General features: G+C 68.8%; 20 protein-coding genes and 1 rRNA gene. 10 read left to right on the top strand and 11 right to left on the bottom strand.

The annotated features are described in order from the left end of the window. The first annotated feature begins 159 nt into the window (after positions 1-159). Positions 160-780, top strand: a complete 621-nt coding sequence (locus tag ACZ60E_RS43025; RefSeq protein WP_107015224.1) for a DUF47 domain-containing protein — start codon at positions 160-162, stop codon at positions 778-780. Between the two features lie 7 nt (positions 781-787). Next, positions 788-1786: an inorganic phosphate transporter gene (locus ACZ60E_RS43020; RefSeq protein WP_107015223.1), complete on the top strand. Its 999-nt coding sequence runs from the start codon at positions 788-790 to the stop codon at positions 1784-1786. 346 nt (positions 1787-2132) lie between these two features. On the opposite strand, the gene pstB is transcribed toward ACZ60E_RS43020, so the two are convergent. The 4 genes from pstB to pstS form a co-directional block, all read right to left on the bottom strand. Then, a complete protein-coding gene (pstB, locus tag ACZ60E_RS43015) occupies positions 2133-2909 on the bottom strand; it encodes a phosphate ABC transporter ATP-binding protein PstB (RefSeq protein ID WP_107015222.1) in 777 nt (258 codons plus the stop codon). A 50-nt stretch (positions 2910-2959) separates the two neighbouring features. Beyond that, positions 2960-4021 carry a phosphate ABC transporter permease PstA gene (pstA, locus tag ACZ60E_RS43010; protein WP_384815725.1) on the bottom strand — a complete coding sequence of 354 codons (1062 nt, stop codon included), beginning with the start codon at positions 4019-4021 and terminating at the stop codon, positions 2960-2962. After that, the gene (gene pstC / locus ACZ60E_RS43005) at positions 4018-5025 is read right to left on the bottom strand and encodes a phosphate ABC transporter permease subunit PstC (protein ID WP_469447756.1); all 1008 of its coding nucleotides are present in this window, start codon (positions 5023-5025) and stop codon (positions 4018-4020) included. The genes pstA and pstC overlap by 4 nt, the downstream gene beginning before the upstream one ends. A 107-nt stretch (positions 5026-5132) precedes the next feature. Beyond that, on the bottom strand, positions 5133-6260 hold the full coding sequence (gene pstS / locus ACZ60E_RS43000) for a phosphate ABC transporter substrate-binding protein PstS (protein WP_384815720.1): 1128 nt from the start codon (positions 6258-6260) through the stop codon (positions 5133-5135). Positions 6261-6661: 401 nt separating this feature from the next. Here pstS and ACZ60E_RS42995 point away from each other — a divergent pair, with 401 nt between their 5' ends. Then, positions 6662-8245 (top strand): FAD-binding oxidoreductase, encoded by a 1584-nt coding sequence (locus ACZ60E_RS42995; protein ID WP_469447754.1) that lies wholly within the window; start codon positions 6662-6664, stop codon positions 8243-8245. Between the two features lie 474 nt (positions 8246-8719). On the opposite strand, the gene ACZ60E_RS42990 is transcribed toward ACZ60E_RS42995, so the two are convergent. Both ACZ60E_RS42990 and ACZ60E_RS42985 read right to left on the bottom strand, forming a co-directional pair. Then, positions 8720-9421: a phosphatase PAP2 family protein gene (locus ACZ60E_RS42990; RefSeq protein WP_384815715.1), complete on the bottom strand. Its 702-nt coding sequence runs from the start codon at positions 9419-9421 to the stop codon at positions 8720-8722. A 182-nt stretch (positions 9422-9603) separates the two neighbouring features. Further along, positions 9604-10605, bottom strand: a complete 1002-nt coding sequence (locus ACZ60E_RS42985; protein ID WP_384815728.1) for a C40 family peptidase — start codon at positions 10603-10605, stop codon at positions 9604-9606. Positions 10606-10775: 170 nt separating this feature from the next. On the opposite strand from ACZ60E_RS42985, the gene ACZ60E_RS42980 reads away from it, so the two are divergent. Beyond that, positions 10776-11048 (top strand): DUF397 domain-containing protein, encoded by a 273-nt coding sequence (locus ACZ60E_RS42980; protein ID WP_469447753.1) that lies wholly within the window; start codon positions 10776-10778, stop codon positions 11046-11048. A gap of 10 nt (positions 11049-11058) precedes the next feature. Here the strand turns inward: ACZ60E_RS42980 and ACZ60E_RS42975 are convergent, their stop codons facing one another. The 3 genes from ACZ60E_RS42975 to ACZ60E_RS42965 form a co-directional block, all read right to left on the bottom strand. After that, on the bottom strand, positions 11059-11457 hold the full coding sequence (locus ACZ60E_RS42975) for a DoxX family protein (protein WP_453795868.1): 399 nt from the start codon (positions 11455-11457) through the stop codon (positions 11059-11061). A gap of 78 nt (positions 11458-11535) precedes the next feature. Next, on the bottom strand, positions 11536-12174 hold the full coding sequence (locus ACZ60E_RS42970; RefSeq protein WP_384815706.1) for an SRPBCC family protein: 639 nt from the start codon (positions 12172-12174) through the stop codon (positions 11536-11538). A 70-nt stretch (positions 12175-12244) separates the two neighbouring features. Further along, positions 12245-12622, bottom strand: a complete 378-nt coding sequence (locus tag ACZ60E_RS42965; protein ID WP_385838636.1) for an ArsR/SmtB family transcription factor — start codon at positions 12620-12622, stop codon at positions 12245-12247. Between the two features lie 523 nt (positions 12623-13145). Between ACZ60E_RS42965 and ACZ60E_RS42960 the strand changes: the two genes are divergently transcribed. The 6 genes from ACZ60E_RS42960 to ACZ60E_RS42935 all read left to right on the top strand — a co-directional run bounded on the left by ACZ60E_RS42960 (position 13146) and on the right by ACZ60E_RS42935 (position 20309). Continuing rightward, a complete protein-coding gene (locus ACZ60E_RS42960; RefSeq protein ID WP_107015212.1) occupies positions 13146-13454 on the top strand; it encodes a hypothetical protein in 309 nt (102 codons plus the stop codon). A gap of 193 nt (positions 13455-13647) precedes the next feature. Further along, on the top strand, positions 13648-14493 hold the full coding sequence (locus ACZ60E_RS42955; protein WP_469447750.1) for a DUF8175 domain-containg protein: 846 nt from the start codon (positions 13648-13650) through the stop codon (positions 14491-14493). Beyond that, positions 14483-15817 carry a hypothetical protein gene (locus ACZ60E_RS42950; protein WP_469447749.1) on the top strand — a complete coding sequence of 445 codons (1335 nt, stop codon included), beginning with the start codon at positions 14483-14485 and terminating at the stop codon, positions 15815-15817. Before ACZ60E_RS42955 ends, ACZ60E_RS42950 begins: the two co-directional genes overlap by 11 nt. After that, positions 15814-17373, top strand: a complete 1560-nt coding sequence (locus ACZ60E_RS42945) for an SCO6880 family protein (protein WP_384815696.1) — start codon at positions 15814-15816, stop codon at positions 17371-17373. Before ACZ60E_RS42950 ends, ACZ60E_RS42945 begins: the two co-directional genes overlap by 4 nt. Positions 17374-17379: 6 nt before the next feature. Next, positions 17380-18804, top strand: coding sequence for an ATP-binding protein (locus ACZ60E_RS42940; RefSeq protein ID WP_210881261.1), 1425 nt, complete (start codon positions 17380-17382; stop codon positions 18802-18804). 14 nt (positions 18805-18818) lie between these two features. Beyond that, the gene (locus ACZ60E_RS42935; RefSeq protein ID WP_469447746.1) at positions 18819-20309 is read left to right on the top strand and encodes a P-loop NTPase family protein; all 1491 of its coding nucleotides are present in this window, start codon (positions 18819-18821) and stop codon (positions 20307-20309) included. Positions 20310-20328: 19 nt separating this feature from the next. On the opposite strand, the gene ACZ60E_RS42930 is transcribed toward ACZ60E_RS42935, so the two are convergent. Then, positions 20329-20883: a GNAT family N-acetyltransferase gene (locus tag ACZ60E_RS42930; RefSeq protein WP_469447745.1), complete on the bottom strand. Its 555-nt coding sequence runs from the start codon at positions 20881-20883 to the stop codon at positions 20329-20331. A gap of 92 nt (positions 20884-20975) precedes the next feature. Further along, positions 20976-21066, bottom strand: a 5S ribosomal RNA gene (rrf, locus tag ACZ60E_RS42925); the annotation flags it as partial.

The raw sequence follows: 21066 nt of genomic DNA, 5'->3' as shown, positions 1-21066 counted from the left end.
GAACTTTGCCGGGTATAGGGCCCTTGGCAGATGCCCTCGCGGGACCCCGTGCTGATCACTGTGCCCGATGGGCGACACTGGGGGGCGGCCGGTTAGCCGTGGCCGGATGATGCGCCTAGCATCAGCCTGACCGACACCGAAGCAATCCGAGGACCCCACGTGCGATTTCGTCTGACCCCCAGGGAGACGAGCTTCTACGACATGTTTGCCGCTTCCGCGGACAACATCGTCACGGGCTCCAAGCTCCTGATGGAACTGCTCGGGGCGGACTCGTCCGGCCGAGCCGAGATCGCAGAGCGTATGCGGGCCGCGGAACACGCCGGTGACGACGCAACGCACGCGATCTTCCACCAGCTGAACTCCTCGTTCATCACGCCGTTCGACCGCGAGGACATCTACAACCTCGCCTCGTCCCTCGACGACATCATGGACTTCATGGAGGAGGCCGTCGACCTGGTCGTCCTCTACAACGTGGAGGAACTGCCCAAGGGCGTCGAGCAGCAGATCGAGGTACTGGCCCGGGCGGCGGAGCTGACCGCCGAGGCGATGCCGAACCTGCGCACGATGGACAACCTCACCGAGTACTGGATCGAGGTCAACCGTCTGGAGAACCAGGCCGACCAGATCCACCGCAAGCTGCTGGCGATGCTCTTCAACGGCAAGTACGAGGCCATCGAAGTGCTGAAGCTCAAGCAGATCGTGGACGTCCTCGAAGAGGCCGCCGACGCGTTCGAGCACGTGGCCAACACGGTGGAGACCATCGCGGTCAAGGAGTCCTGACCCCTTCATGGACACCTTCGCCTTGATCGTGACCATCGGTGTCGCGCTCGGATTCACCTACACCAACGGCTTCCACGACTCCGCGAACGCCATCGCCACCTCCGTGTCCACGCGCGCGCTGACGCCGCGTGCGGCACTCGCGATGGCCGCCGTGATGAACCTCGCCGGCGCCTTCATGGGCAGCGGGGTCGCCAAGACCGTCAGCGAAGGCCTGATCGAGACACCGCACGGCAACAGGGGCATGTGGATCCTGTTCGCCGCGCTGGTGGGCGCGATCGTGTGGAACCTCGTCACCTGGTACTTCGGCCTGCCGTCCTCCTCCTCCCACGCGCTGTTCGGCGGCATGGTGGGCGCGGCGCTCGCCGGCGGCATCGATGTCATCTGGTCCGGCGTCCTGGAGAAGGTCGTCATCCCGATGTTCATCTCCCCGGTCGTCGGTCTGATCGCCGGTTATCTGGTGATGTGCGCGATCATGTGGCTCTTCCGCCGCTCCAACCCGCACAAGGCGAAGCGCGGTTTCCGTATCGCGCAGACCGTGTCGGCGGCCGGTATGGCGCTGGGCCACGGCCTCCAGGACGCCCAGAAGACGATGGGCATCGTGGTGATGGCCCTGGTCATCTCGGACGTCGAGGAAGCGGGCGACCCGATTCCCGTCTGGGTCAAGATCGCGTGCGCGGTGATGCTGTCGCTGGGTACGTACGCCGGTGGGTGGCGCATCATGCGTACGCTCGGGCGGAAGATCATCGAGCTCGATCCTCCGCAGGGGTTCGCGGCGGAGACCACGGGTGCGTCGCTGATGTTCACGACGGCGTTCATCTTCCACGCGCCGATCTCGACGACGCATGTCATCACGTCGGCGATCATGGGTGTGGGGGCGACGAAGCGGGTGAACGCGGTGCGGTGGGGTGTCGCCAAGAACATCATCCTCGGCTGGTTCATCACCATGCCGGCGGCGGCGCTGGTAGCGGCCACCAGCTTCTGGCTCGTGGACGTGGCGTTCCTGTAAGCCCCCTTTTTTTTCTCGCCCCCGCCGCCCCTGCCCTCCCGTCCACGCATGGGGCTGCGCCCCTCGCCCCCAGGTCGCGCTCCGCGCTCGTCCTCAAACGCCGGACGGGCTGAAAGCGTTTCAGCCCGTCCGGCGGTTGAGGACCGGGGGTTCGGGGGCGGAGCACCCCGAGTCAGTGACGGGAACTGGTAGGGGCGGCGGGGCGAGAAAAAGCCAACGGGCCCGCCCCCCGGCGCAAGCGCCGGGAAGCGGGCCCTATCGGTCCCCGCGGTGGCACCGCCATGCAGCACCGCGAGGGGTCCGGGAGACGTACGCGAGGCGCCGGCTCGAAGACGAAGATGTCGGCTCAGCCGAAGCGCCCCGAGATGTAGTCCTCGGTCGCCTGCACGGACGGGTTCGAGAAGATCCGCTCGGTGTCGTCGATCTCGATGAGCTTCCCGGGCTGCCCGACCGCGGACAGGTTGAAGAACGCCGTCCGGTCGGAGACACGCGCGGCCTGCTGCATGTTGTGCGTCACGATGACGATCGTGAAGCGCTCCTTCAGCTCACCGATCAGGTCCTCGATGGCCAGCGTCGAGATCGGGTCCAGGGCCGAGCACGGCTCGTCCATGAGCAGGACCTTCGGCTCCACCGCGATCGCCCGCGCGATGCACAGCCGCTGCTGCTGACCGCCGGAAAGCCCGGACCCCGGCTTGTTCAGCCGGTCCTTGACCTCGTTCCAGAGGTTCGCGCCCTTGAGCGACTTCTCCACGATGTCGCCCAGCTCGGACTTCTTGTAGCTGCCGTTGAGCCGCAGGCCCGCCGCCACGTTGTCGAAGACCGACATCGTGGGGAAGGGGTTCGGACGCTGGAAGACCATGCCGACCTCGCGCCGCACCGACACCGGGTCGATCCCGGCGCCGTACAGGTTCTCGTCGTCGAGCATGACCTTGCCCTCGACGCGTCCGCCCGGCGTGACCTCGTGCATCCGGTTGAGGGTGCGCAGGAAGGTGGACTTGCCGCAGCCGGAGGGGCCGATGAAGGCCGTCACCGATCGGGGTTCGATGGCCATCGAGATGTCCTCGATGGCTCGGAACGAGCTGTAGTAGGCGCTGAGGCCGCTGACGTCGATTCGCTTGGCCATGGGGATCACTGCTTCTTTCGAGGGGGAAAACTGGTCGCTGTGTGGCCGCGTCAGCGACCGGTCTTGGGGGCCTTCCAGCGGGCGATGCCGCGAGCCGCCAAGTTGAGGATCATCACGAACGCGATCAGCGTGAGCGCCGCCGCCCAGGCCCGGTCGTACGCCGCACCGGAGCCGCCGCTGTTCGCGTACTGCTGGTAGATGTACATGGGGAGCGAGGCCTGCGGACCGTCGAAGGGGTCCGTGTTGATGAAGGTCGAACCCCACACCAGCAGGAGCACCGGCGCGGTCTCACCCGTGATGCGGGCGACCGCGAGCATCACACCGGTGGTGATGCCGCCGATGGACGTCGGCAGGACCACCTTCATGATGGTGCGCCACTTCGGCACACCCAGCGCCAGCGAGGCCTCGCGCAGCTCGTTCGGGACGAGCTTGAGCATCTCCTCGGTGGAGCGGACGATCACCGGCAGCATCAGGATGGTCAGGGCCATCGCGCCGGCGAACCCGGAGTAGCCCATGTCCAGGATGATGATCCAGAAGCTGAGGACGAACAGGCCGGCGACGATCGACGGGATGCCGGTCATGACGTCGACGAAGAACGTGACGGCCTTGGCGAGCCTGCCGCGCCCGTACTCCACGAGGTAGACGGCGGTCAGGATGCCGATCGGCACGGAGATCGCCGTGGCGATGCCGACCTGCTCGAGGGTGCCGAGGATCGCGTGGTAGATGCCTCCGCCGGGCTCGGTGTCGGTCACCAGACCCATCGAGTGGGTGAGGAAGAAGACGTCGAGGACCTTCACACCGCGCTTGACGGTCTCCCAGATGAGCGAGACCAGCGGGATGACGGCGAGCAGGAACGCGACCCAGACGAGGCTGGTCGCCACCCGGTCCTTGGCCTGTCGGCGGCCCTCGACCTTCGCGGCGATGCCGTACGACGCGGCCACGAAGAAGACCGCGGCCATCAGGCCCCACTGGATCTTGCTGTCCAGTCCGGCCGCGGCGCTGATGCCGAGACCCAGCGCGATCGAGCCGCCGGCGATCGCGTACGGGCTCCACTTGGGCAGCGTCGCGCCCTGCAGGGTGCTGGGACGCCGGTCGTTGACGGTCTGGCTCATGCGTTGGCCCCCGAGTACTCCGCGCGGCGGGCGATGATCATGCGGGCTCCACCGTTGACCAGCAGGGTGATGATGAACAGCACCAGACCGGAGGCGATGAGCGCGTCACGGCCCATCTCGCTGGCCTCGCTGAACTTGCTGGCGATGTTCTGGGCGAAGGTGCCGCCGCCCGGGTCGAGCAGGCTGGCGTTGATCTCGAAGCTCGGGGACAGGACCGTGGCCACCGCCATCGTCTCGCCGAGCGCGCGCCCGAGGCCGAGCATCGAGGCGGAGATGACACCGGAGCGGCCGAAGGGCAGCACCGACATGCGGATGACCTCCCAGCGCGTGGCGCCGAGGGCCAGTGCGGCTTCCTGGTGCATCAGCGGAGCCTGCCGGAAGACCTCGCGGCTCACGCTGGTGATGATCGGCAGGATCATGATCGCGAGCAGGATGCCCACGGTGAACAGCGAGCGCGGTGCGCCGCCCTGCCAGTCGAGGATGCCGGTCCAGCCGAAGTAGTCGTCCAGCCAGCCGAAGAGGCCGATCATGTGCGGTGCGAGGACCAGGGCGCCCCACAGGCCGTACACGATGGACGGCACGGCGGCGAGCAGGTCGATCACGTAGGAGAGGGGGCCGCCGAGCTTGCGCGGGGCGTAGTGCGTGATGAACAGGGCGATGCCGACCGCGATCGGGACCGCGATGATCATCGCGATGATCGACGAGACGACCGTGCCGTAGACCAGGACCGCGATGCCGAAGCTCGGCGGTACGGCGGTCGGGTTCCACTCCATGGTGGTGAGGAAGTTGCTCTCGTCCTTGCTGATGGCAAGCACGGAGCGGTACGTGAGGAAGGCCGCGATGGCGGCCATGATCACGAGCAGGAAGATGCCCGACCCGCGGGACAGGCCGAGGAAGATGCGGTCGCCGGGCCGGGTGGCCCCGCGGGCGGCGCGCTTCTGCTCGGCCTCGGAGGGTGGGGAGACGGGGGGAGGCGCTGCGTCGTTCTTGATGGATATATCCATGAGGTTCTCCGGTCTGCGGGGCCCCACAGCGTGTGCGGCCCCAGGCGGCGGTGCACCGGACGGCGCGCGGTCCGGCCCCTGGTCGGGGGCCAAACCGCGCGCTCAGGTCAGCTCAGGCTCGCGACGGTCGTACGGACCTTCGCGATGATCTCTTCGGGGATCGGGGCGTAGTCGTTCTCGGCCAGGATCTTCTGGCCGTCCTCGCTGGCGATGTAGGTGAGGAACGCCTTGGTGGCGGCGAGGGTGTCGGCCTTGTTGCCCTTGTCGCAGACGATCTCGTACGTGACCAGGGTGATCGGGTAGGCGCCGTCGGCCTTGGTCGCGCGGTTCAGTTCGAGCGCGAGGTCCTTGCCGGTGCCGACGACCTTGGCGTCCGCGATGGCCGTCGTGGCGTTCTCGACGGTGGCCTCGACGGGTTCGCTGGCGCCGGTGTTCAGCTTGGCCGCGGCGATGCCGTCCTTGGCGTACGACAGCTCCATGTAGCTGATGGCGCCGGAGGTCTGCTTGACCTGCTGGGCGACACCGGAGGAGCCGGACGCGGACTGGCCACCCTTGGCCTGCCAGGCCTTGCCGCCCTCGTACTTCCACTGGTCGGGCGCGGCCGCGATCAGGTACTTGGTGAAGTTGTCCGTGGTGCCGGACTCGTCCGAGCGGTGGAACGCCTGGATCTTGAGGTCGGGCAGCTTCGCGTCGGGGTTCAGCTTCTTGATCGCCGCGTCGTTCCAGTTGGTGATCTTGCTGTCGAAGATCTTCGCAAGGGTCTCCGCGTCGAGGACGAGGCCCTCGGCGCCCGGGACGTTGTAGCCGACGGCGATCGGGCCGCCGACCATCGGCAGGTCGATGCCCTGGCCGTCCTTGCAGACCTCTTTGGAGGCGGTGACCTCTTCGGGCTTCAGCGCGGAGTCCGAGCCGGCGAAGGCGACCTGGCCCTGGGTGAACGCCGTGACACCGGCGCCCGAACCCTCGGACTTGTAGTTGATCTGGACGTCCTTGCAGGCGGTCACGAACTGCTTGACCCACGCGTCGATCGCGTTCTTCTGCGCGGAGGAGCCGTTGGCCAGCAGCTGGCCCTTGGCGTCGTCACACTTGATGGAGCTGTTGGCCGCCGCCGAGCTGCTGTCGCTGCTGCCGGTGCCCGTGTCGTCCGAGCCGCACGCCGTCAGCGCAAGGGCGCCGGAGACGGCGACAGCACCGAGGGAAAGGGCGCGAAGCCGGTTCTTGCGCTGAAGCTTCACTTTCGTGAGTTCCTTCCAGAAGCCGCCGTTGCGGCGGCGTGCGATGTCATGGGGCCTGCTGGTTCATCGACCGGCACAGGTGCTCGCTTCCGTCCGCACCACGCACCGGGTAAGGCCGAAATTAGGCAGAACAGGTGAAGCCGCCGATGGCCGTGAGTGAACGGAGGGTGAACCCCTGCCGTCAGTGCGGTGAGGTCACGGAACGCTTACGGGGAGAACACGCAAGGGTTCCGACGACCGGAAGCCCAGACTTCGCTCACGCGCCCGCCCCGCCCCGGCTCCCCGGCCTGGCCGGATCCCGCCGCCGCCCCTTTGCACACCCATGGGATTGCCGGTTGCCGCCTGTGGAACCCGCCGGGCGGCTGACCCGTCTCGTTGAACGGGAGCACCGGGAGGCGCACATGCAACGGCGTACGTTCATAGGCGGCACGGCGGCGGTCGCGGTGACAGCGGCGTCGACGGCATGCAGCGGCAAGGGATCGGGGTCACGGGCGGCCGGCTCGGCGCGCACGTCCGGCACACCGGCCAAGGGCACCGGAGCCACTCCGACGGCCAAGGGCACCCCGACGGCCACTCCGGCCGCCGACCTGCGGGCACTGGCGTCGGACCTCGACGGCCCCCTGGTCCGCCCCGGCGACGCGGACTGGGCGGCGGCCCGCCAGCTCTACAACACCCGCTTCGACTCCCTGAAGCCGACGGCGGTCGCGTATGTGGCCGGCCCCGACGACATCCGTACGGCCCTCGCGTACGCCCGCGCCCACGACGTCCGCGTCTCGATCCGCAACGGCGGCCATTCGTACGCCGGTTGGTCCTCCGGGAACGGCCGGCTGATCGTCGACGTGTCGAAGCTGTCCCGGATACGCGCGTCCGGCGACGAGGCGGTGATCGGCGCGGGCGCCAAACTGATCGACGTCTACCGCGGGCTCGCCGCGAAGGGCGTGACCGTCCCGGCGGGCTCGTGCCCCACCGTGGGCGTCTCGGGTCTGGCGCTGGGCGGCGGCCACGGGGTGGTGTCGAGGGCGTACGGCCTGACGTGCGACAGCCTCACGGGGGCGACCCTGATCACGGCGGACGGCAAGCAGCTCACCGCGAGCGCGACCGAGAACAAGGACCTGTTCTGGGCACTGCGCGGCGCGGGCAACGGCAACTTCGGAGTCGTCACGGAACTCCGCTTCAAGACGCACCCGGCCCCGCAGGGCGTCGCGGCGAACATGTCCTGGCCGTGGTCCAGGGCGGCGGCGGTCCTGGCAGCCTGGCAGGAGTGGGGCCCCGACCAGCCGGACGAGATCTGGTCGTCGCTCCACGTCGAGAACGCGGCGGGCGGCACCCCCACCGTCTCCGTCTCCGCGTTCTCCCTCGGCACGTACGGCGACCTGCAGAACGCCGTGGACCGCCTGGCCGACCGGATCGGCGCCTCCGCGCGGAACGTCTCCCTCAGGCGCCGTTCCTACGAGGAGGCGATGGAGGTGTACGCGGGCTGCTCGTCCTTCTCGTCCGACGCCCAGTGCCACCTCCCGGGCCCGACACCGGGCCGCTCGCCCCAGGGAGCACTGAACCGTGAGACGTACGCGGGCCGCTCGGACTTCTTCGACCGCTCCATCTCGGCGGCGGGCATCCGGACGCTGCTCTCCCGAATATCCGGGGTCCGAGGCGGCACGGGCAGTATCGCGCTCACCGCACTCGGCGGCGCGATCAACCGCGTCGACCCGACGGCCACGGCGTTCGTCCACCGCCGCTCGCGCATGCTGGCCCAGTACATCGCGGCGTGGCGCCCCGGCACCTCGGGCAGCACATCGGAGTCCTGGCTGACGGCCACGCACACGGCCATGCGCCCGTACGCCTCGGGCGCGGCCTACCAGAACTACACGGACCCCACCCTGCCCAACTGGCGAAAGGCCTACTACGGCCAAGCGGCCCCACACCTGAAATCCCTGAAATCCCGGTACGACCCAAAGAACTTCTTCAACTTCCCCCAGTCCCTGTAGCCCGAAAGCCACCCCGAATCCGCTCAGGGGCGCGGGGGGCGGCGCAGTCTTTCGTCTTTGGGGCGCGGGGAACGGCGCAGCTTTTCGCTTTTAGGGGCGCGGGGAACGGCGCAATCCTTCGCTTTCAGGGGCGCGGGGAACGGCGCAATCCTTCGCTTTCAGGGGCGCGGGGAACGGCGCAATCCTTCGCCTTTGGGGCGCGAGGAACGGCGCGACCAGCCCCCACCGGGCCCGCAGGAACCCACGACCGATCCACCCCAGGGGCGCGGGGAACGGCGCAATCTTTCGCCTTTGGGGCGCGAGGAACGGCGCGACCAGCCACGAAGCCCCCGCAGGGACCCACGGCCGACGGCCCATTCAGGGGCGCGGGGAACGGCGCAATCTTTTGCCTCAAGGGGGCAAGGGGAACGGCACGACAAGCCACAACGCCCCCGCACCGAACAACGCACCCAACAGCCCCCACAGGGGCACTACCTACGCCGCAAGATCCTTCTCCGCAGGATCAACGTCACTACGAGACCCGGGAATCACTTTCTCCCGAGCCCCGGCGGAGCGATCCGCCCGAACCAACCACCCCACCCGCCCAGACCGCTCGACAGCCTTGACGACAGGCGTCAACAAAGCGGTGGCGAGCGGCGAAAGCAGCAGCACGACCGCGGTCCCGAGCGCGAACCCCCCGACCACGTCGGTCGGATAGTGCACGCCCATATAGATCCGGCAGAACCCACCGAGCAGCGCAAGCCCTATCCCGACGAGCCCGAACTTCCGATTCGCGACGAACAGCCCGACCCCCATGGCCATCATGAGAGTCGAGTGATCGCTCACAAACGAATAATCGCTCTTGCCGCCGATGAGAACTTCAAGCCCCTCGTGGTCCACAAAGGGCCGGGGCCGTTCGACGAATCCCCGTATCGGCACATTCACGAGTACGGCGACCCCGGCGGCCAGCGGCGCCCAGATCAGTGAGGCCACGGAGGCCGCGGCCTCGTCCCCGCCCCGCCGCCGCACGTTCCACCAGCACCACAGCACCAGCAGAACCATGACGAGCAGGAGCCCCCACTCGCCCACGAACTCCATGACGCGGTCGAACCAGTGCGGCGCGTCTTTGGCGAGACCATTGATGTCGTAGAGCAAGTCGACGTCGGGGTTCGATCCGGAGTCGGCGAGTCCAGCCATGGTGCAACGGCTCCTTCGTCGTCATCTTTCCGACGCACCCATCGGATGCGTCGCGCCACAACCCCCGTCGTCGGCTACAAGAACAGGAACGCACACTCCCCTTCAATACGTTCCACCCTCCACCGAATGATCACGCAGACGTTATCGAAGAGAGATACATCGCCGCAGCTCAGGGATGGGTTTCACACAGAGGTGGGCAATGCTTTCGCGCCATCTTCGGTCACCCGCGTCGCCCCGAAGTAGTCAGGGGTGTCGATGGAGTCGAAACGGATCACGGCCCCGGTCCGGGGGGCATTGATCATGTACCCGCCACCCACATAGATCCCCACGTGCCGGATGGCCCGGGAGTTGGTGAGGTCGTCCGAGAAGAAGACCAGGTCGCCGGGGAGCAACTCGTCCCGCCCGGGGTGCGGACCGGCGTTGTACTGGTCGTTGGCGACCCGCGGCAGAGCGATCCCCACCGTCTCGTACGCGGCCTTGGTGAGCCCCGAGCAGTCGAAGCGTCCTCCCTGGTCAGCGGTGCCGTTGCCGCCCCAGAGATAGAGCGTGCCGAGCTTCTTCTGCGCGAAGTAGATGGCGCCGGCGGCCTGCTGGGAGGGCTGCACACGACCGACGGGAGCGGCGAAGCTCTCCTGCAGCGTCGTGATCGTCTTCACGTAGTTCTGGGTCTCCTTGTACGGCGGAACGCCCCCGTATTTGATGACGGCGTACGCCCCCGCGTTGTACGCGGCGAGCATGTTCTCCGTCGGGTTCCCGGGCGCGTCCTTGACGTACTTCGCGAGCGTGCAGTCGTACTTCGCGGCCGATGGAATCGCGTCATTCGGATCCCATACGTCGCGGTCGCCGTCACCGTCGCCGTCGATTCCGTGCGTGGCCCAGGTCCCGGGGATGAATTGCGCAATCCCCTGCGCGGCGGCCGGACTCTTGGCGTCGGGATTGAACCCGCTCTCCTGATACAGCTGCGCGGCGAGAAGGGCCGGATTAATGGCGGTGCACAGATTGCCCCACTTCTGCACGAGCGTCCGGTACGCCGCCGGTACGGACCCCTTGGCGAGGCCGACAGCCCCTTGCCCGACACCGTTGGCGAGGTTCCCGGCGACCATGTAGACGCCGACCACCAGCACCATGACGAAGCTGAGCCCCGCCCCCACAGCGGCGGTCGCCACGATCCAGCCCTTACGCACCGTCAACCGCCCCTCGCCGCACGGTAATCCGAACGTCAGTGTAGATGCGCGGAGCCCATCACGGAATGATCACTCACCGACGACCCGGGGCGGGGATACGGTTGTCCCACTCGGGACCACCCCCCACGCCTTCGGCGCCCTCGTCTCCGTACTCAAGGAGAACCGGATCCATGTCCGACATCCCCACGAACCTCACCTGGGAACGCGCCGCCCCGCCGGACGCGACGGGTCCGGGTCCCTGGATCGAACTCGCCTTCGGTGACGACGAACTCGTCTACATCCGCGAGACCAGCGACCCCGAGACCGTCGTCACGACCACGCAGAAGAAGTGGGACGCCTTCGTACTCGGCGTACAGGCAGGCGAGTTCGACCACTTCGTGGAGGGAGTGGAAGGGTTCGAGGGATCCGCCGGATCTGAGGGATCCGAGGGCGGCCGACCCTAGACGGTCGACCCTAGGCGGCCGGCCCCGCCGAACCGCCCCTCTCCACACTCCGCGCCACACCCCGCGCCCACAGCACCAGCGGCACCTGGAGCGGCAGCCGGGCCAGCGCCGCGGCCTTCTGGGGCGCGGGCCGGTGACGCCAGTCGACGGCCATCTGGACGTTCGCGGGGAACACCCCGACGAAGAACGCGGTGGTGGCCAGCGCGGCCACCCGCCGCGTACGCGGCACCGCCACCCCGGCCGCCAGCGCCAGCTCGACGACCCCGCTCGCGTACGTCCAGGTCCGCGGCGAACCCGGCAGCACGCGCGGGATCGTCGCGTCGAACTGCCGGGGCACCGCGAAGTGGGCGACGGCGGCGGAGGCCAACAGGCCTGCGAGCAACAGGGGCGAGCGTTCCGGCCTTGGCACGGTTCCTCCTCCGAGAGCCCATGAAGGGCTGGGGCAGCGGCTACCGCGCGAGGTTACTCGAAAGTAAGTAGCCGGGTGTCAGGAGGGCTCCGCCCCCGTGTACGCCGCCGTCGTCCGGTCCGCCCTCCCCCGGGCGACCTCCTCGGCCTCACCGGCGGCGACAGCGGCCGCGTACCACCCCTCGCTGCTCAGCCCGGCGAACCGCAGCCCCTCCTCGGTCCCGAACCAGGCCATGGCCTCCTGGGGATCGACGGCCGCGCCGGAGGACAGGTGGAGGGTGAGCCCGATGAGGGCCATGTCCCAGCCGACCCCGACGGCCCCGGGCCCGAACTGCTGCCACTTCTCGTCGTCGTCGGGAGCGATGTGGTCCAGCTCGAAGCGCGTACCGCCGTCCGCCGTCGGGGTCAGCCGCAGCTCGATCCAGCTGACGTTCCCGCCGAACTCCCAGGTCGCGGTGAAGCCCTTCGGCGGGTCGCAGCGCTCGACGGTGCCGCCGGCGTTGCCCTCCAGCTGGTACGTGCCGCCGGGACGCAGCTCGCCGGTGACGGGCAGGAACCAGCGCGGGATGCGCTCGGGATCCGTACAGGCCTCCCAGAGGTCCTCGACGGTCGTGTCGTACGTCTGACTCACGGTCACCACGTGGGCCTCACCGGCCTCCATGACCCGGCTGCCGACCTGGCGCCGCACGGCGTTGATCTGATGACTGACGTCGATCATGCGCTGCTCCTCCACTGGGATGTCACTGAGTCCGTCACTGAGTCCGTCACCGCGTCCGTCAACAAGCCGGTCACTGCGAAGGGTTGCCGTCGCCGGGGCCGCCGTCGCCGGGCCGCTCGCGCAGCCGGCGTTCGCGCTTGCCCCGGGCCACCTCGGTGGACAGGGCATCGAGGCGGGGCGTCCAGAAGCGCCGGAAGCGGTCCAGCCAGGCGTCGACGTCACGCAGGGGGTCGGAGTTCACGGCGTACAGCCGCCGGGCCCCCTCCGGCCGGACCGTGGCGAAACCGTTCTCCCGCAGGACCTTGAGGTGCTGCGAGACGCCGGGCTGGGATATCCCGAACTCTTCCCGCACGACCTCGCTCACCGCCCCGGAGCTCATCTCGCCGTCCGCGAGCAGCTCCAGGATCCGTCGGCGAACGGGGTCACCGAGTACGTCGAATGCGTGCACAGGACCAACGTATCACCGCACGCTTATATAAGCACCCAGTGATGAGAAGTGTCGGTCACCGCTCCCACCCCGGCGCACCCCGCCACCCCGTCCGGGATAGCCTGCCCCACAACGAAACGGGCGGCGTCTACACACCAGGAGACGCACGACCCGGAGGACATCGGCACGACGGACCGGCGCACTCGGGACGGAGTCGGGCTCGATGGACGGGCGGAATCGGCCACTATCAGTTGGCATTCACGTAAGAGTGGCTAACGACGGAACCACACCACAGGTTCCGCATCCACTTCATTGCCCGACGTGACCTGCCGTGATACACAGAGTGACGATACGCCTCCCCCGTATGCCGTCCTGCGCCCCCTTGAAGGGTCCCGCGAGCTCCGGTGACAAGGGATTCGTACGAAACCCGCCAATCAATGACGCCAAGTCGACATGCGACAGCATCATTGTCAGCGACAATAGCCGTGACCTCTGCGCAGAGTGGCAGAGGAGGCAGAACAACCCACTTGGGGCGGTGACTTACATGCTTTTCGCAGCCGAAAAGGGCGACATCAACACGATCATCGGCGGAATCGCTCCGGACTGGGGCCCGTTCGGCACCCTGGGCAACGAAGCCCGCGTGATGATCGAGGTCGTGATGGCGGTCGCCATCCTCCTGTGCCTCGGCATCGCGATCTGGGGAGCGGCGAAACAACGGATCGGCGCGACCGCCCTCCGCGACACCTTCAGCGCGGAACAGGGCAAGGGTCTGATCATCGCGGGTCTCACCGGCGTCTTCATCATCGGTTCACTGGGCACGCTCTTCACGATCGTGTACGGCATGGCCGTCTAGGCGGCCGCCGGCCCGGTGCCCCCGCACCCGGCCCGGCCCATTCGCGTCCCTCCTCTACCCCACCCGTCCGTCGTGCCCACCGGCTGAGGTTGCGTTTCCTGATGTCCAGTCACCACACCGCGCCCACGCGGGAACCAGCGGGGCTACCGTCATATGACGCGGTTCAGCATGAGGTCGAGGGGGCGTACGCGGCATGAGTGTCGGCGACGAGCACGGAGCGCGCGGCGAGGACGGCGGGTACGGAGGCACCGGCCAGACCCGCACGCGGCTCCCCGACGGTGCCGGTGACGCCTACGGAGGGGCGCGACGCGGCGGCCGTTCGTCGTCACGCAGCCTCGTCACGGTGGTGGGAGTCGTGGTCCTCCTGATCGCAGCCATCGCCTTCGCGAACCGCGGCGGCGGAGGTTCCGGCTCGGCGGACGACGACGGAGGCGGGGGGAAGGCGGGTTCGGCCCCCACGGCCCCCTCCGGAGACCAACCGGTGAAGTCGAAGGCGGGCGGAATCCCTTCGGGGTTCGCGCAGAGCGAGCAGGGAGCCGAGTCAGCCGCGGCGAACTACGCGGTGGTCCTCGTCTCCGCCGACATCTTCAAGCCCGCCCGGCGGAGCGAGATCGTCCAGCAGGTGTTCGTCGCCGACAAGGTGGCCGCGCTCAAGGACAAGCTGGACAAGGCGTACTCCAAGACGTTCCTGGGAAGCGTCGGCCTGGACGAGAACGGCAACGCAGCGGCCGGACAGACCTACGTCTCACGCACCATGCCGGTCGGCACCAAGGTCACGGACCACTCGGACAGCACGGCGACCGTCGAAGTCTGGTGCACGGGCGTCTTCGGCACGGCGGGGAACGACTCGAAGAATCCGGTCAGCAACGACTGGTTCACGATGACGCTTCAACTGCGGTGGGCCGACGGTGACTGGAAGGTCGACAGTTTCTCCCAGAAGGACGGACCGGCGCCGGTGAACGGCGACAACACGATCTCGCCTTCCGACGAGATCTCGAAGGCCGTCGAAGAGTACGGAGGCTTCACGTATGCCCGGTAGCCCGCGCCGCGTACTAAAGGTCACCGCCGCCGCAGCAGCCGTGCAGACGACGCTCGTCCTGCTCGCCTCGCGCGCCGCCGCCGCACCGACGCCGACCCCTACGCCGTCAGACGACAACTGCGACCTCATCGTCGGCCCCGCCAAGGACTACTGCGAACGCGGCAGCAACAGCCGCACCGGCCCCTCCCTCGACGACCCCACCACCGCCCTCGACCCCCTCGCCTCCCTCGCCAAGGGCTGCGCGAAGGCCGCCTCCTGGACCATCGACAAGCTCAGCGACGCCGTCCAGAACACGGCGACGGTCGACTTCACGAACCCCACGTTCCTCCAGCAGTACGCGGTCGTCTTCGCCGCGTCGACCATCCTCACCCTCCTCCTGTGGCTGCTCGCGGTCGCCAAGCGCGCCGTGCGGGGCGTCCCCCTCAGCACGGCCATCGGCGAAGCGATCGGCTTCCTCTGGCTGACGGTGCTGGCCTCGGCCTTCACCCCGCTCGTCCTCTACACCGTCGTCTCGGCGACCGACGGCATCGCCGAGGTCCTCGCCAAGACGACCGGCAACCAGACGGACACGTTCTTCGGCAACTTCTCCGGCGCCCTGAACAAGGGCACCGACATCGGCGGCGGCCCGATCATGCTGATCGTGGTCTCCCTCGTGTCGATCCTCGCCGCGGGCGTCCTCTGGCTCGAACTGGTGATCCGCGCCGCCCTCCTCTACGTGGGCGCGCTCCTCGGCACGGTCGTCTACGCCGGCCTCGTCGACAAGAACCTCTGGGGTCACGTCCGCCGCTGGGCCGGCATCATGATCGCCGTCATCCTCGTGAAACCGGTCATCGTGATCGTGCTGGGCCTCGCCGGAGCCCTCTCCGCGGAGGACGGCCCGGACTCCTTCTCCGCCGTCGTCTCCGGCCTCGCGATCATCCTGCTCGCCATCTTCGCCAGCGCGATGATCTACCGCTTCGTCCCCGGCTTCGGCGACGAGATCGCGGGCGGCCGCAACAACCGCATCATGCAGGGCGCCGAGGGCAAGGCCGCGGCCGCCATCAGCTCGCCCGCCCACCTCGTCGCCCAGGGCATCAAGACCCACAGCACCCGGGCCGACAACAACGGCGGAGGCGGCGGCAACAGCGGCGCCCGCCCCTCGAACCCCGTCTCCGGCGGCGTCGCGGCCCACAGTTCACGCGGCTCCTCGGGCGGTGGCGGCGGATCGTCCCCCTCCGCACCCCCGCCCCGCTCCAGCCCGATCAACACCCCCCACGCCGGGAACAACCGGAACAACAGCAACGGCAACAGCAGCAACAACCGCACGGGAGGTGAAGGGCGTTGACGACCGAGTCCCACGTGTCCCATCCGGTCACGCCCCGCCGTACATATCTGATCGGCCGCGCCCGGCCGAGCGCGATCGTCGGCCGCAACCGCGAGTCCGGCGAGATCGGGCTCATCATCGCGGGCGCGTTCCTCGGCATGATGTGCGGTCTGATCGTCCCCGTGCTCTCCCTGCGCATCGTGCTGCTCATGGGCTTCCCGATGCTCGCGCTGGCCGCGGTCTACGTCCCGTACAAGCGGCGGACCTTCTACAAGTGGTTCGAGATCAACCGCAGTTACAAGCGCGGCCTGCGCCGCGGCACCGCCTACCGCAGCAACGTCATGGAGTCGGGCACCTACACCGACGGCCGTGAGGTCGAGATCGGCCCGCCCCCGGGCATCGGCCGCATCTCCTGGCTCGCGGCGCCCTTCGGCCCGGACGAGATCGCCGTGCTCCTGCACGCCGACCGCAAGACCGTCACCGCCGCCATCGAGATCGAGGGCCCCGGCGTCGGCCTGCGCGACAGCGAGGACCAGGAAGCCCTCGTCGACCGCTTCGGCACGCTCCTCAAGCACGTCGCCAACGGGGACGGCTTCGTCACCCGCATCCAGATGCTCGCCCGCACCCTCCCCGCCGACCCGGACGCCCACGCCAAGGACGTCTCCGTACGCGGCGACGAGCGCGCCCCCGGCTGGCTCCAGGAGTCGTACGAGCAGCTCAGTTCCATGGTGTCGACGAGCAGCGAACAGCACCGCGCCTACCTCGTCGCCTGCATGCACTACTCGCGCGAACTGGCCGCCGAGGCCCAGGCGATGGCCCGCGCCGCCCGTCCCAAGGGTGGCAAGAAGCTCGACAAGGACGCCGGACTCGCCGTCGTCATGGCCCGCGAGCTCACCGACATCTGCTCCCGCCTCCAGGAGGCCGACATCCGGGTGCGCCAGCCGCTCGGACAAGGGCGGCTCTCCTCCCTCGTGCATTCGATGTACGACCCGGACCACCCCATCGACCACATCCAGGCCATGACCAAGCGCAACGCCTGGCCGGCCGAGCTGGACGCCATGGAGCCGACCTACCTCCAGGCCAAGACCCGCGAGTCCTCCACCCGCGCCCCCTGGTGCCACTCCACGGCCTGGGTGAAGGAGTGGCCGATGACCCCGGTGGGCGTCAACTTCCTCGCCCCGCTCCTCGTGCACACCCCGGACGTCATCCGCACGGTCGCCGTCACGATGGACCTCGAACCCACCGAGGTCGCCATCGAGCGGATGCTGACCGAGAAGACCAACGACGACGCCGAGGCCAGCCGCCAGGCCAAGATGAACCGCACCGTCGACCCGCGCGACGTCGCCTCGCACAACCGCGTCGACCAGCGCGGCCAGGACCTCGCGAGCGGCGCAGCCGGCGTCAACCTCGTCGGGTACATCACCGTTTCGTCCCGCAACCCCGAGGCACTCGCCCGCGACAAGCGGACGATCAGGGCCTCGGCCGGCAAGTCGTACCTCAAGCTCGAATGGTGCGACCGCGAGCACCACCGCGCCTTCGTCAACACACTCCCGTTCGCGACCGGCATCCGGAGGTAGGACTTCATGCGGGACCCGCTGTCCGTCCTCACGGAAAGCTTCACGTCCTTCCTCTTCGGCAAGGTCGAGACGACCCGCCCGCCGGTGCGCACCTCCACCGGCCAGGCCCAGGCCGTCTACCTGCCGACCGCGGCCCCCGGCCTCGGCGACTCCGGCGTCATCATCGGCCGCGAGGTGTACTCCGGGAAGGGCTACATCTACGACCCCTTCCAGCTGTACGGACAGCAGCTCCCGGCGCCGCACTGGCTGGTCCTCGGCGAGTCCGGCAACGGCAAGTCCGCGCTGGAGAAGACGTACGTCATGCGGCAGCTGCGGTTCAAGGACCGCCAGGTCGTCGTCCTCGACGCACAGGGCGAGGACGGGGTGGGCGAGTGGAACCTCATCGCCCAGGAGCTGGGCCTGACACCCATCCGCCTGGACCCGACCGCCGCCCTGGACATGGGGATCCGGCTCAACCCGCTCGACCCGGCGATCACGACGACCGGCCAGCTCGCGCTGCTCCGGACCATCATCGAGGTCGCGATGGGCCACGGCCTGGACGAGCGCTCCGGCTTCGCGCTGAAGGTCGCGCACGCCTACGTCAACGAGACCATCATCGACCGCCAGCCCGTTCTGACGGACATCGTCGAGCAGCTGCGCCACCCCGAACCGGAGTCGGCGGAGGCGATGAACGTCGCCATAGACGACGTACGCGCCTGGGGCCTCGACGTCGCCCTGGTCATCGACCGCCTGGTCGACGGTGACCTGCGGGGCATGTTCGACGGCCCGACGACCGTCGGCATCGACCTGGACGCCCCGCTGATCGTCTTCGACCTGTCCCACATCGACCGCAACTCCATCGCCATGCCGATCCTCATGGCGATCGTCGGCGTGTGGCTGGAGCACACCTGGATCCGCCCCGACCGGAAGAAGCGCATCTTCCTCGTCGAGGAGGCCTGGCACATCATCAACAGCCCGTTCGTGGCCCAGCTGTTCCAGCGCCTGCTGAAGTTCGGCCGCCGCCTCGGTCTGTCCTTCGTGGCCGTCGTCCACCACCTGTCCGACGTCGTGGACGGAGCCGCCGCCAAGGAGGCCGCGGCGATCCTGAAGATGGCCTCGACACGGACGATCTACGCCCAGAAGGCCGACGAGGCCAGAATGACGGGCCGCGTCCTCGGCCTGCCCCGCTGGGCCGTCGAGATCATCCCCTCCCTCACGCCGGGCATCGCCGTGTGGGACGTCAACGGCAACGTCCAGGTCGTCAAACACCTGATCTCCGAGACCGAGCGCCCCCTCGTCTTCACCGACCGCGCCATGACGGAGTCGTCGGCCGACCACCTCGCGGACGACGCCCTGCGCGCCGCCGAGCTGGAGGCCGAGGAGCGGGCCGCGGCGTTCATGGAGCACCACCTGAGCGATCTCGACGACTCGTCCGAGTCCACAGTCGCGTAGAGGAGCGACCCGAGATGAGACCGGACGATCGCGACCGCTCCACCGGCGGCGGTCAAGGAGGCGTCCCCGACGGCCTGCTGCTCGGCATCCTGGCCTTCGTCCTCGGCATGACCGTCATGGTCTGGACGGCGACCGGCCTCGCCGGCCTCTTCTCGCACGGCTCCTGGCCGTCCGGGGTCACCTTCCGCCGTACGCCCCTGGCCATACGCCAACTCGTCGAGGCCCCCCACGACGTGCCGACCGCGTGGCCCGACACCCCACCCGACCAGCTCTCCGGGTACGGGCTCTTCTGGGGCCTGTTCATCGGCCAGCTGATGGTCCTGGTCGTCCTCACGGTGTTCGTGCTGGGCACGGTGGCGAGGTGGCGGGCGGGCAGGGCAAGACGCAGGGCACTCGCCGCGGCACCGGAACCGGACCTGCTGACCAAGGACGAGCCACGCGAGATCCCCCGGAGCCGGGCGGCGGAACGGCCGGAAGCGGAACATGAGGTACCGGCGGAGCGGCCGGCGGTTTCGGCCCCGATGGAAACCGCCGAAGGGGCGGGTGGGTGGGAAAGCCCCGTCACAGCCCCGCAGGGCATCGTGCTGGGCCCGCCCGAAACCCGTCACCCTCTCGCCGTCCAGGCGATCCGGGACGCGGACGGCCCCGCCCTCGTCATCACCTCCGACCCCGCCCTCTGGTCGAGCACGAAGGACGCCCGCGCGAAACTGGGCCCCGTCCTCCTCTACGACCCCTCCCACCTCTGCGACACCCCGGCCCGCCTCCACTGGTCCCCCTCCGCGGGCTGCGAGACCAAGGACACCGCGAAGGCCCGAGCGGCAGCGCTCCTCGTCCCGGTCCGCCCCACCGCCAGGATCGACCAGGCGGTGGCCGACACCGCGGAAACCCTCCTGCGCAGCTACCTCCACGCCGCGGCGGTGGACGGCCGCACCATCCGTCACGTCCACCGCTGGGCCCAGGGCGCCCAGGTCCAGGAAGCCGTACGCATCCTCCGTACGAACCCGAAGTCGGCCGCGGGCTCCGCGGGCGAACTCGAAGCGGCCCTCACCTCGCACCCGGAACGCCGTGACATCGCGCAGGAGTTGACGGCCCGAGCGCTCTCCGCGCTCTTCACCGTCAACGTCCGGGAAGCGTGCACTCCAAACCGAACCGACACACTCACCTTGGATTCCTTCGTCAACGAAGGGGGCACGCTTTATGTGGTCGGTGAACCCATCGAGGACCCGAGGTCGAACCCCGGCGCCATGCCGCTCCTGACGGCCCTCGCCTCAAGCGTGGTCGAGCGCGGCCGGCGCATGGCCGAACGGTCATCCTCCGGTCGCCTCGACCCACCACTGACCCTGGTCCTGGACGACGTGGCGGCGGTGGCCCCGCTCCCCCAACTCCCGGACCTGCTCGCCGCGGCCGACGGCACGGCCCCGGACCGAGGTCTCCCCACCCTGGCCCTCCTGCGCTCCCAGGAACAGGCCCGCTCCCGCTGGCCCCACCAGGACCTCCCGGTATGACCCACGGCGCGTCCGACCGCTACGACCGCTCGAACAAGAACTCCAGCTCCCGCGCACCCGAATCCCCGGGCACGGGAACGCTCTCCCCTGTGGGCACGAACCCGAACTTCCGGTAGAAGGCCTGCGCCCGCCCGTTCTCCTCGTGCACGAACAACCGCGCCCGCTCCAGGCCGGCGTCCTCCCAGGCCCACCGCAGCGCATGCGCGAACAGCCGCTCGGTGAGCCCGCTCCCCCGCACCTCGGGCCGCACATACACCCCCACAAGATGCCCCTGCCGTACGTGGCTCACGGCCCCCAGCGCCCCGACGGCCCCGGCCTCCTCGACCAGCACGACCACACACCCGACCCACCGCCCACCGGGCCCCTCGGCGACGAGCTGCTGCCGTTCACGCACCCCCGCCGCGGCACCGGCGGCCCGCTCCTGCCAGAAGCTGTCGGGCCGCCCCACCGCGACCTCGTACGTGTCCAGAAAGGCCAGATGCGCCACCGGGTCCTGAAGAGCGGACAGCGCAAGCTCCTTCACCGCGGGCCACTCGTCACTGCCTATGGAACGGATCACGTACTCAGGATTCATGAGGGTCACCGTAACGAAACCCCATGCGCCGGCAGGTGCCGGAACGCAAAAAAGCCCCCGCACCGAAGTGCGGGGGCTTTTCCGTAATATTAGTTCGGCGGCGTCCTACTCTCCCACAGGGTCCCCCCTGCAGTACCATCGGCGCTGTAAGGCTTAGCTTCCGGGTTCGGAATGTAACCGGGC

This window comes from Streptomyces sp. NPDC102514, assembly GCF_055584525.1.
The sequence above is the reverse complement of the archived record's forward strand: the minus strand, read 5'-3'. Positions and strand labels throughout refer to the sequence as shown.

What these genes read in the sequence shown, in the direction of transcription:
- pstB (WP_107015222.1), bottom strand. Translation starts at nt 2,909, where the DNA reads ATGGCCAAGCGAATCGACGTCAGCGGCCTCAGCGCCTACTACAGCTCG.
- ACZ60E_RS42960 (WP_107015212.1), top strand. Translation starts at nt 13,146, where the DNA reads ATGCTTTTCGCAGCCGAAAAGGGCGACATCAACACGATCATCGGCGGA.
- ACZ60E_RS42950 (WP_469447749.1), top strand. Translation starts at nt 14,483, where the DNA reads ATGCCCGGTAGCCCGCGCCGCGTACTAAAGGTCACCGCCGCCGCAGCA.
- ACZ60E_RS42930 (WP_469447745.1), bottom strand. Translation starts at nt 20,883, where the DNA reads ATGAATCCTGAGTACGTGATCCGTTCCATAGGCAGTGACGAGTGGCCC.
- ACZ60E_RS42980 (WP_469447753.1), top strand. Translation starts at nt 10,776, where the DNA reads ATGTCCGACATCCCCACGAACCTCACCTGGGAACGCGCCGCCCCGCCG.
- ACZ60E_RS42990 (WP_384815715.1), bottom strand. Translation starts at nt 9,421, where the DNA reads ATGGCTGGACTCGCCGACTCCGGATCGAACCCCGACGTCGACTTGCTC.
- ACZ60E_RS43020 (WP_107015223.1), top strand. Translation starts at nt 788, where the DNA reads ATGGACACCTTCGCCTTGATCGTGACCATCGGTGTCGCGCTCGGATTC.
- pstC (WP_469447756.1), bottom strand. Translation starts at nt 5,025, where the DNA reads ATGGATATATCCATCAAGAACGACGCAGCGCCTCCCCCCGTCTCCCCA.
- ACZ60E_RS42970 (WP_384815706.1), bottom strand. Translation starts at nt 12,174, where the DNA reads ATGATCGACGTCAGTCATCAGATCAACGCCGTGCGGCGCCAGGTCGGC.
- ACZ60E_RS42955 (WP_469447750.1), top strand. Translation starts at nt 13,648, where the DNA reads ATGAGTGTCGGCGACGAGCACGGAGCGCGCGGCGAGGACGGCGGGTAC.
- ACZ60E_RS42940 (WP_210881261.1), top strand. Translation starts at nt 17,380, where the DNA reads ATGCGGGACCCGCTGTCCGTCCTCACGGAAAGCTTCACGTCCTTCCTC.
- ACZ60E_RS42935 (WP_469447746.1), top strand. Translation starts at nt 18,819, where the DNA reads ATGAGACCGGACGATCGCGACCGCTCCACCGGCGGCGGTCAAGGAGGC.
- ACZ60E_RS42995 (WP_469447754.1), top strand. Translation starts at nt 6,662, where the DNA reads ATGCAACGGCGTACGTTCATAGGCGGCACGGCGGCGGTCGCGGTGACA.
- pstA (WP_384815725.1), bottom strand. Translation starts at nt 4,021, where the DNA reads ATGAGCCAGACCGTCAACGACCGGCGTCCCAGCACCCTGCAGGGCGCG.